At 36.8% G+C, this 9,003-nt stretch carries 10 protein-coding genes; 5 read left to right on the top strand and 5 right to left on the bottom strand.

The window, feature by feature from the left end; genetic code table 11:
• The 3 genes from SA378_RS02995 to SA378_RS02985 all read right to left on the bottom strand — a co-directional run.
• The coding region (locus SA378_RS02995; protein WP_318524508.1) for a hypothetical protein at window positions 1-321 on the bottom strand (321 nt) is incomplete at its 3' end.
• A 58-nt stretch (window positions 322-379) separates the two neighbouring features.
• Window positions 380-1,120 (bottom strand): ParA family protein, encoded by a 741-nt coding sequence (locus tag SA378_RS02990; RefSeq protein WP_318524507.1) that lies wholly within the window; start codon window positions 1,118-1,120, stop codon window positions 380-382.
• A 219-nt stretch (window positions 1,121-1,339) separates the two neighbouring features.
• Window positions 1,340-2,293 (bottom strand): replication initiation protein, encoded by a 954-nt coding sequence (locus SA378_RS02985; protein WP_318524506.1) that lies wholly within the window; start codon window positions 2,291-2,293, stop codon window positions 1,340-1,342.
• 949 nt (window positions 2,294-3,242) lie between these two features.
• Here SA378_RS02985 and SA378_RS02980 point away from each other — a divergent pair.
• The gene (locus SA378_RS02980) at window positions 3,243-4,457 is read left to right on the top strand and encodes a C10 family peptidase (protein ID WP_318524505.1); all 1,215 of its coding nucleotides are present in this window, start codon (window positions 3,243-3,245) and stop codon (window positions 4,455-4,457) included.
• Between the two features lie 92 nt (window positions 4,458-4,549).
• Complete coding sequence (locus SA378_RS02975; RefSeq protein ID WP_318524504.1) at window positions 4,550-4,948, top strand: hypothetical protein; 399 nt, start codon at window positions 4,550-4,552, stop codon at window positions 4,946-4,948.
• 267 nt (window positions 4,949-5,215) lie between these two features.
• Here the strand turns inward: SA378_RS02975 and SA378_RS02970 are convergent, their stop codons facing one another.
• Window positions 5,216-5,491 carry a Txe/YoeB family addiction module toxin gene (locus tag SA378_RS02970; RefSeq protein WP_318524503.1) on the bottom strand — a complete coding sequence of 92 codons (276 nt, stop codon included), beginning with the start codon at window positions 5,489-5,491 and terminating at the stop codon, window positions 5,216-5,218.
• 3 nt (window positions 5,492-5,494) lie between these two features.
• Window positions 5,495-5,782 (bottom strand): hypothetical protein, encoded by a 288-nt coding sequence (locus SA378_RS02965; protein ID WP_318524502.1) that lies wholly within the window; start codon window positions 5,780-5,782, stop codon window positions 5,495-5,497.
• A gap of 667 nt (window positions 5,783-6,449) precedes the next feature.
• Between SA378_RS02965 and SA378_RS02960 the strand changes: the two genes are divergently transcribed.
• The 3 genes from SA378_RS02960 to SA378_RS02950 all read left to right on the top strand — a co-directional run.
• Window positions 6,450-7,055, top strand: coding sequence for a BfmA/BtgA family mobilization protein (locus SA378_RS02960; protein ID WP_318524501.1), 606 nt, complete (start codon window positions 6,450-6,452; stop codon window positions 7,053-7,055).
• The gene (locus SA378_RS02955) at window positions 7,055-8,062 is read left to right on the top strand and encodes a DUF5712 family protein (protein WP_318524500.1); all 1,008 of its coding nucleotides are present in this window, start codon (window positions 7,055-7,057) and stop codon (window positions 8,060-8,062) included. The genes SA378_RS02960 and SA378_RS02955 overlap by 1 nt, the downstream gene beginning before the upstream one ends.
• A gap of 476 nt (window positions 8,063-8,538) precedes the next feature.
• A partial coding sequence (locus SA378_RS02950; RefSeq protein WP_318524499.1) for a JAB domain-containing protein occupies window positions 8,539-9,003 on the top strand: 465 nt, incomplete at its 3' end.

Raw genomic sequence — 9,003 nt, 5'->3', positions numbered from 1 at the left:
CTTTTCTGCCTCCTTAATGTGTTCTGGCCTTGAGGGTATTTTGCCTATTTTTTTAAACAGGAGCTCGAAGGCTTCCTGTAATGCATCCTTTTGGGTAAACATTGAATCTCCCTGTTGTCTTTTCAGGTGAACATAATCCCTGATCTTCTCCAGGTGATCTGATTTAATGATGAATGTTTGCCGAATTTCCTCCGGGTATTTTTCGGCGAGAAATGTATTGTTTTCTTCCTTTATCTCAGTACCTGTGAATAAACTACTTATTCCTTTTTTAGCTGAAATGTTCGTTTTGTCTATAGAATCTAGAAAGTTTTTCTTTGCCATATATCATATAATTAGAATGTTATTAGTATTATTAATGTTACTAGTATTACCAGTATTATTAATTTAATATTTCGCTGACCAGGCTTTCATAATCCTTTGCGCCGTTACTCTTAGCATCATAGCTGAATATATCTTTCCCACGAACCGGAGCTTCTGCCAGTGCAACATTATCCCGGATCAGTGTTTTAAATATTTTCCCTTTGAAATGTTTATTGACTGATTCGGCGATATCCCTGTTTAGAATCTTACGATTATCGTACTGCGTGATAAAAACGCCACCAATAGAAAGGCCTGAATTTAGATTTTCTTTCACCATTGAAATAATATCCGTTAACTTATCAAGTCCATGTAGCGCAAGAAACTGGGCTTGTAGAGGTATAAAAATTTCGTCAGCAGCTGTAAGCGCATTTACAGTGATAAGCCCCAGGGACGGAGGGCAGTCTATTAGTACATATTCATAACTATCCTTCACTTTATCCACAAGTTTCTTTAAAATCACCTCCCGTGCAAACTTTGAGGCCAGTTCAACCTCGATGCTTGCCAGATCCAAAGTAGAAGGTACTAAATCAAGATTCTCTGAAATTTTAATGACCGGCAGATCGTGATCACCCCGCAAAGCTCCATAAATGCTTTTTTCAACATTGGCAATTCCTAAACATTGTGTTAGGTTGGATTGTGGATCGAGATCTATCAGAAGAACCTTTCTCCCTTTCAGGGCGATCCCTGCACCAATGTTTAGTGTGGATGTTGTTTTTCCTACACCGCCCTTGTGGTTGCTAATTGCAATTACTTTCTTCATATTCTGAATGTTATTAGTGTTACTCGTGTTATTCGTGTTACAAATATTACAAATGTTACTCATTAGTTTTAATGTTTGCCGTTGTATTTATACAGAACTTATTAACATGTGCTTGTTTTTGGGTCTGTCTTCTGCAGCTGTAGATCCAGTGAGTAGTAAAAAATTAAATTTTAGGGGCAAAAGAAGCGATTTGCGCCACTTAAAATATTTTTTCGAGACCTATTCCTGCAGATAGTCTTCCTCGATGATATAGCGTGCAAAAGCTGCATAGCTGGCCGCTGTTTCCTTTTCCTGCATTCTTACAAGCCTGTCATAAAGTTTTGGCAGCTGATCCGGGTTCTTTTGCAGGTGCTTAATCACTTTGTCAATCCATGCCTTGTTTTTAGGTTTGTTTGCTGCGTTTAGCCAAGTCGTTAACCATGTTCTGATGTAATAAACCAGGTCATCAATTTTTAAAGGTTCCGGCTGTCTTTCCTTGGATATTATGACGATTTTCAACCCATTCACGGTCCTTCCGCTTTTATCTTCGGAATAGTTGAAATACAGATCACAATTACCGGCCTCATACAAGGATTTCAATTCTTTGTGTGCAACGTCGATAACATACATTTTAATTTGAGCATAACGAGAGTATTTTTTCTCAAGTAGCATTTTCCCCCTCAGGTCGCTTATTGAAATGTATAAAAACCCTGTAGATTTAAACTGTGAGCAGTACTCATAAAACCGCTGACTATACTTAGCTTTTAGCGATATTGCAACAGTCAGGCTGTAGGTTGTAAACTGTTCTGCCAGCTCTACCAGGAAGGGGAGAATTTTATGAGACACCTGTACTTCCAAATTTGGTTCTCTCTTTAAATGCTCAAAGTAATTGATGTAGCCGACCTCTAAAACCCTTTCCTGGTCCTCAATCCATATGGACTTACGTCTAAGATTTTTTAGAGACAAATAGACTTCTCTTAGCTCGGTTCCGATATCAGGCCCCTGCAGATCTGCTGTTTTTATCTTTATCACGAGGTCATTGAAGAGATCTCTTTGCCCACCTGGAGCCTCGATAAACTGCCTTCTAACCTCTTTGATAATGTAATAAACTGCCCGTTTTTCCACTACTGTGAAGTTGTATCTTGCCTGAGTTAAAACATTGGCCTGCGCTAATTTAATTTCGTTTTTACTCATGGATTAAATTTTTTCTTTAAATGTATGTAATATAATTTAATCTAACAAATGCATACTAACAAGAGATGTAAAAAACTAACATTCGACCCATTTTGAGTTGTAAAAAACTAACATTGAGTTGTAAAAAACTAACATTCACCCTTGTAATGCATTATAATACAATTAGTTCCAAAGTCGTAAAAAGAGGCAAAAAATTTACCTTAAAAATGCCTTTAGAAAGAACAAAGAAGTTTTTAAGTTTAAAATTCAAGCAACTGACAGAATGACAGAGAATTGAACGGAAACAACCGGGAAAACGAAGAAAAGGGAAGAAAGAAAAAAGAAGGCAAAAAAACTCAAAAAAGTTCCGGCGGCGGGCGATTTTATAACTACTTGATATATAGTTGTTTAAAAATTTTAATACTAATATCTAGCCAGGGATCCACGGCAGGGATAAGAAAAGAGCTGTAAATTTTCCCTATGCCTCATTTCGCTACAATTTATCGAATTCTAGCACGATGAAACTTGATAAATTTACGCTAACGTACGTTAACTTCCGTTTCGTCAGCGACCCCTAGTTCAACGGCCCGGCGGTTGGAGGAGTAAACGTTGGTGGCGCAGTCCGCCGAAACGAATGATATCGCACTGCTTATCAAATCTACCAAATTTTAACTGAAATTGAAACAGAACACGAGACTTGTTTTGAAAGCACTTATTTGGTCGTAATAACAACCATAAATACTACCGCGCTGGTACATGCAATAAGTATTTATGAGAAAAATTTAATGGAGAGGACACTTTATTGAGCTTATTGCATGTGCTAATAAGATAGTTATGTAAATATATTTTGAAAAAAACTTGACTTCTTTCGTAGATGTTCGTAACTTTCACTTTGTCAAGTTAAATTCTGCAATTTAAAACTGATAAAGCTATGAAAAAGTATTTTTTTATCAAGGTAACATTAATCCTGTTGTTTGGATTATGGCCAATCTCATGTCAGAGAGAAGATCGCTTTGAGCCTGAGGAAGAAGGTACAGCAATCACTAATTTTGTTTCTCAAGCAGAGGCACTAGAGGTTGCTGAAGGGTTTGATTTTTCAAAGAAACAATTTAATTCATCCTCAGGAGAAAGTAAGGGTTTCAAAGAGGTGGTTAACATTCTGGATGTTCCTGCCAATTCAATGGAAACTTCTTATTATATAGTGAATTATGAAAATGGTGGATTTGCAATTATATCTGCCGATAATCGTTTGATACCTGTTTTGGCCTTTTCAGAAACGAATTCTTTCCCAACTGACGCAGAGCATTACCCTGGAGGATTGGTTGAATGGTTGTATAAGATAAATGAAGTTGTTAAGGAAACAAGAACAGCTAATGTAGAACAAACACCAGAAATTAAAGCATTATGGGATAAAATAGTAGATGGTGGTGATATTGATAAAAATAATAACTCGAAAAGAACTACGTTTGATCCTTCCGATTGTCCTTATGAGGGTTATACTTTTTATACTTCTCAGCAATATGGACCATTGTGCTCAACTCTATGGGGTCAATGGGAACCTTATAACAATTATGTTCCGTTAACAGGGTGTAGTAGTTCAAATGGCCGCGCACCAACAGGTTGTGTTCCAACAGCTATGGCTCAAGTTATGAGATATAATGCTTTCCCAAATGATTATAATTGGGGTTCAATGCCTAATAATTATGCTAATGGAGAGGTAATGCAACTAATGGTTGATTGCGGCGATGCTGTTGATATAGACTATGATTGCGAAGATGGTTCTTCAGCATCTACGAGCGATGTTCCATCAGCTTTGATAAATTATTTTAATTATACTTCAGCATCTTATGCGAATTATAGCTATACTACCGTCAAAAATGAAATTCAAAACAATCATCCTGTTATTCTTAGGGGCGGAAGAAACGTTGGTTGGTGGATTTTTGGAATTTACGATGATGGACATGCTTGGGTAGCAGATGGTAGCTTGGAAATATTTTATTATCAGTGCGTATATAATCCTTTCTATCAAGAGTATGAGTTAGTTAATACAGTTAATTATTTATACTTTAATATGAATTGGGGTTGGACAGGTAGTTACAATGGTTGGTATGCATTTAATAACTTCAATCCGGGTAGCCATACTTTCAATTACCAAACAAAAATGGTTTATAATATTAGACATTAAAAAATATACATATGAAAAAGTTACTTGTTTTTTTATTAATATTATCTTCCTGTAAGGAAAATAAGGAAGCTTTTTTTAGCGTGGATACCAGTATGGACATACAGGTGATAGATAGCTTTGGGAATAATCTGTTAAATCCTGATGTATCAAACTCATATAGTCACAATGAAATTAAAATACATTTTATAATTAATGGCGAAAAAACTTTTATTTGGGAACCATTAATGCAGTTTCCAAATCGATTTCATATATATGATGATTTCAATTCAGGTGATTACCATATACGCATATTTCCAAATGAATCAGAGAATGAAGATCTTCCGGTTACATTGATTCAATGGGATATAAACGATACAGATACCATAGTCTGCCATTATAAACGAACTAAAGGGTACGTCACATGCGACTATCTGTGGTACAATGAGATGTATATAGACCCTGCACTTACAAATAACCGTCATTTCACAATTGTTAAGGAAGGTAAAAAATGATCCATTATTAAGCTATGAACTTGAGGAAAGGTGGTTTTTTTATCTGTACTTCTTTCAGACATAGCCTTAAATTATGCCCAAAGTATTTTATTCATTATTATTTGAAGTATACCAGGATTAAATATAAATAATGAATAGGCAAAAACTCTTGCTTGTGGGTTGGAAGCCCAGGTGTAATGAGGGTTCGGTGCAGTTTGCCTTACAGCTAACTCCTTTGTACCCCTGAAAAATTCAGGGGTAAACAACAATATCCCGTGTGTCCCCGTTTTACCTGGCTGAATAGTGACCTTTGGCTGAAACAACAGTCACCGTGACCGTTTCCTCGTATATCCGGTATATTAACCGGTCTTTTTTATTGATTCTGCGTGACCAGTATCCTGAATAGCCATATTTGAGCTGCTCTGGTTGTCCAATTCCCTCACTTGGGGTGTTTTGAAGCTCAAAAAGCATTTTCTTAAGCTTTTCAATGGATTTTTTGTCGCCGGACCGATCAAGTGCAAAAATGTCCTCTTTTGCTTCTTTGGTAATATGTATTTTGTACATGGATCAAAGAGATTCGAAAAATGCCTTAATATCCTCTTTACTTGTGAGGACAACACCCTCTGACTTATCACCACTTTCTGATTTTTTTAGCCGTCTCTCCAATTCTTCAATGTTTCGGGGATCATCAAACCACGGGTCATTGCTTGGACTTGGGTTTTCTGGTATATTATTTCCCCTTGGCACAAGTTCTACAAATTCATTTTTTCGCTTAATAACCACTCTCTCTTTCGCTGCCAAATCCAAGTATTTTTTCTGACTGTCTCTGAATTCTCTGCTGCTTACTACTAACATTTCTTTTAATTTAAATGTGTACCATTTACGGTACAAATATAATCATTTTTCATTTAGGATAAGTTTTAATAAAACACCAAAATTTAAATTAGAGCCATATAAAAATATTCTGACTCTTCTTTAGAAAGAGTTATTTCCCGTCCTGACAGGAGTTTTTTAAGGACCCCTGTCAGGCCGAGAATAACTCTACTGGTTAGCCTTGTTGTTCAATATTCATTGAGCAAAAAAAACTAAGAAAATTCATAATACAAATTAGCGAAGCACCACATAAATTTTTATTTTATTTCTTTGGGCATTTCTCTGGAGAGGGTGTTTTCTTTGCTAACGTTTTTAAAATATTCCCGTGATCGTTTTGTTCCAGGCTCCACTTCGCTACGGAAGCCTCGAAGTAGAAAAAGCTTCTTCGTGTTCTAAACCCTACACAACACTAATGCGAGTAGTAAAAATAAGTCATGTAGTATATAATAATCACGATGTGTGAAAATGTTTCCAAAGGAAAGCAAGATGGAATCAGGCTAACCTGATTCTGTTATCAGGATTCTCCTGATATTCAAATATATATAAATTAGTGATAGTTATTCTTAATAAAATATATAACTATTTGTTATTTTATATCAAAGAAAATTAATACTTTAGCTTTTGAAAGTAACTATAAAATAACTATTCTATGGCAAAATATGAAACTTTAAACTCAAATAGTGATACAAAAATAACTATTGCCAGGTTGGCCAAAAAGATTGACATGAGCCTTGTAGATTTCTTAGATGCAATGGCAAAATACTTTGAAGTTACCGGAGTAAATCCAAAAGATCAGGTAATACTTTCCCCGACCGAAGAACTCAAGAAATTCAGGGAGACAATAGTATCGTTCATGCGAAAACAAGAGAATGATTTTATAAAACCAACCTTCGGGAAAATGGATACCTTGATTGCAAGGTTCATAAAATACATAGAAGAAGAGGCCCCAAAAAGCGGTGACGTGGCAGTTCAAAATAAGATGAAATCTGTAGCTCTTTCAAGCGAGATTATCAATGAAGAAAAGAAAGGATCTGCTGGCGGCGAAGCTGTAAAAAGTGATGTAAATTCTGATAAGTATAAAGAGCTTCAGGAGAAGCTTATTAAGTCAGAATTGAAATTGAAAACTACCAGGGGATATCTAGAAAACATACTTTCACACACTGAATATAAAATAACAGGGATAGAAAGAAAACCGATTATTGAACTTCCAATGGGAGACATAAACGAGTACAAAAAATACTTAAAAACGCTTTAATGTACGTTAAGATTCATTCATCAAAAAAGGACAATAACAGGGGGAGCTGCAGGGACCTTATTAATTATCTGGAGAAAGAAAATTTGGAAAAGGACGCCTTAAGCCAGGAGAAGTTTTTCGACCAAAATAGCAGTGACGTTTCTTTCTGCTCAGCTCAGGCATCTATTGATAATAACAAAGGGAAACTAGGGAAAGACGAAACCAAATTTTACATGATTTCTGTTAATCCAAGCAAAGACGAATTAAAGCATATTGGCAGAAAAGTTTCCGGGAGAGATATAAAAAACATATCACAACTTACCGCCATCGAGCTGAAACGTTACGAGGAAGCCTTGAAGGATTATACCCGGAAAGTCATGGATGACTACGCTAAAAATTTCAACCGGGGATTAACAGGAGAAAGCCTGGTCTACTTTGGAAAAGTCGAACACACCCGGTACCATGGAAGAGACTCAGTAGAAGTGAAAGAGGGACTATATAAAGCCGGAGATAAGAAGGAAGGGTTACAAACACATGTGCATATTGTAGTCTCAAGAATAGACCAGACAAAGAAGATCCGCTTAAGCCCGATGGCAAATGCCAAAAACTCCAAGAATATAATTAACGGCAAAGAGGTACAGATAGGCTTTGACCGGATGAAGTTTGTTCAGAGCTGCGAAAAGAGCTTTGATACAAATTTTGATTACAAACGCTCGCAGCAACATAAGTTTTCTCATTATCACACGATGAAGAACCAAATGAGAAATACAGCAAAAAACGTTGCTATGAGCATAGCAAGAGACGTGCCGGGAGTTAAAGAATATAATAAAGCTTCTCGCGTTGTAAATACTACAGTGAAGCTGGTTAATGCGAAAGATCCTCTTGATGCTCTTTCTGCAGTTTTTAAACAGGTACCAGGAGCCAAAGAGTGTATAAAGGCAATTAATTACGCCTATAACCCGTCAAAAATTGCTCTGGATATTGGGAAGAAGGTTTTAACCATAGGCTTAAACGCAGGATCTCTTTAAGTAGATTACAATTAATCTACAAAGCTTAACAACAAGCACTTCGTGAATTGTTTTCTATCTATGTAAAGCTCTTGGGGCATTCCCCGGGTGATGGTATTCTCTTCGCTCACTTAATTACTTCCGTGTCGTTATGTTATGGGCTCCGCTTCGCTTGCGGAAGCCTCTTAGCCATCCTGTCTATTCGTGTTCTAAACCCTTCACGGCGCTAATGCGATGATTTGAGCGGTACAATGGTACACGCTAAAATCATAATACAGAAGTGGTGTTCGCCCCGGGCTCACTCTATAAACAAGTTTTTTACAAAGTTAGCCAGAAGTCCTAAAAACGTTGGCCTTGCCCGCAAACAGCCGACCCACGCAAAAGACTACGGCATAAAGCCGCTAAAGCTATTTATTCCGTTTCCTTTTGCACTTATTTAGTCCTTCTGGCCGACAGCTGAGCAGTAAAAACTTTGTTTAACTTAAATCTATCGCATTATGAAAAACATTACTAACGCTCAGCAATTAATTGACTTTCTCAATGTAGCAGAAGTTTCTCTTAACTACGTTACAAAAGTTAAACCTTCGGATCGCCTCACAGTTAAATGTTCCGGGGATGCACACAAAATCTTCTTCGACTCCTGGGATCAAAACACCATTGAACATAAGGAAACTTTTAAAATGCTGCTACTCAACAGGGCAAACAAAGTTCTGGGAATTACCACGATCTCTGAAGGAGGACTATCCGGCACTGTAACAGATGTTCGGCTGATTTACCAGTATGCCATCAAAGGTAACGCTTCAGGAATTATCGTCGCTCACAACCACCCTTCAGGAAATCAAAATCCAAGTGAGAGCGACCAGAAGATAACCCAGAAAATAAAAGAAGCTGGAAATCTTCTTGACATTCAACTACTCGATCACATTATCCTCACTCCGGAAAAAGAAATTTTCAGAAGCTTT

Source organism: Sedimentibacter sp. (genome assembly GCF_033447055.1).
Classification (GTDB): domain Bacteria; phylum Bacillota; class Clostridia; order Tissierellales; family Sedimentibacteraceae; genus Sedimentibacter.
Note: the sequence above shows the minus strand (reverse complement) of the source record. Positions and strands in the feature narration are given on the sequence as shown.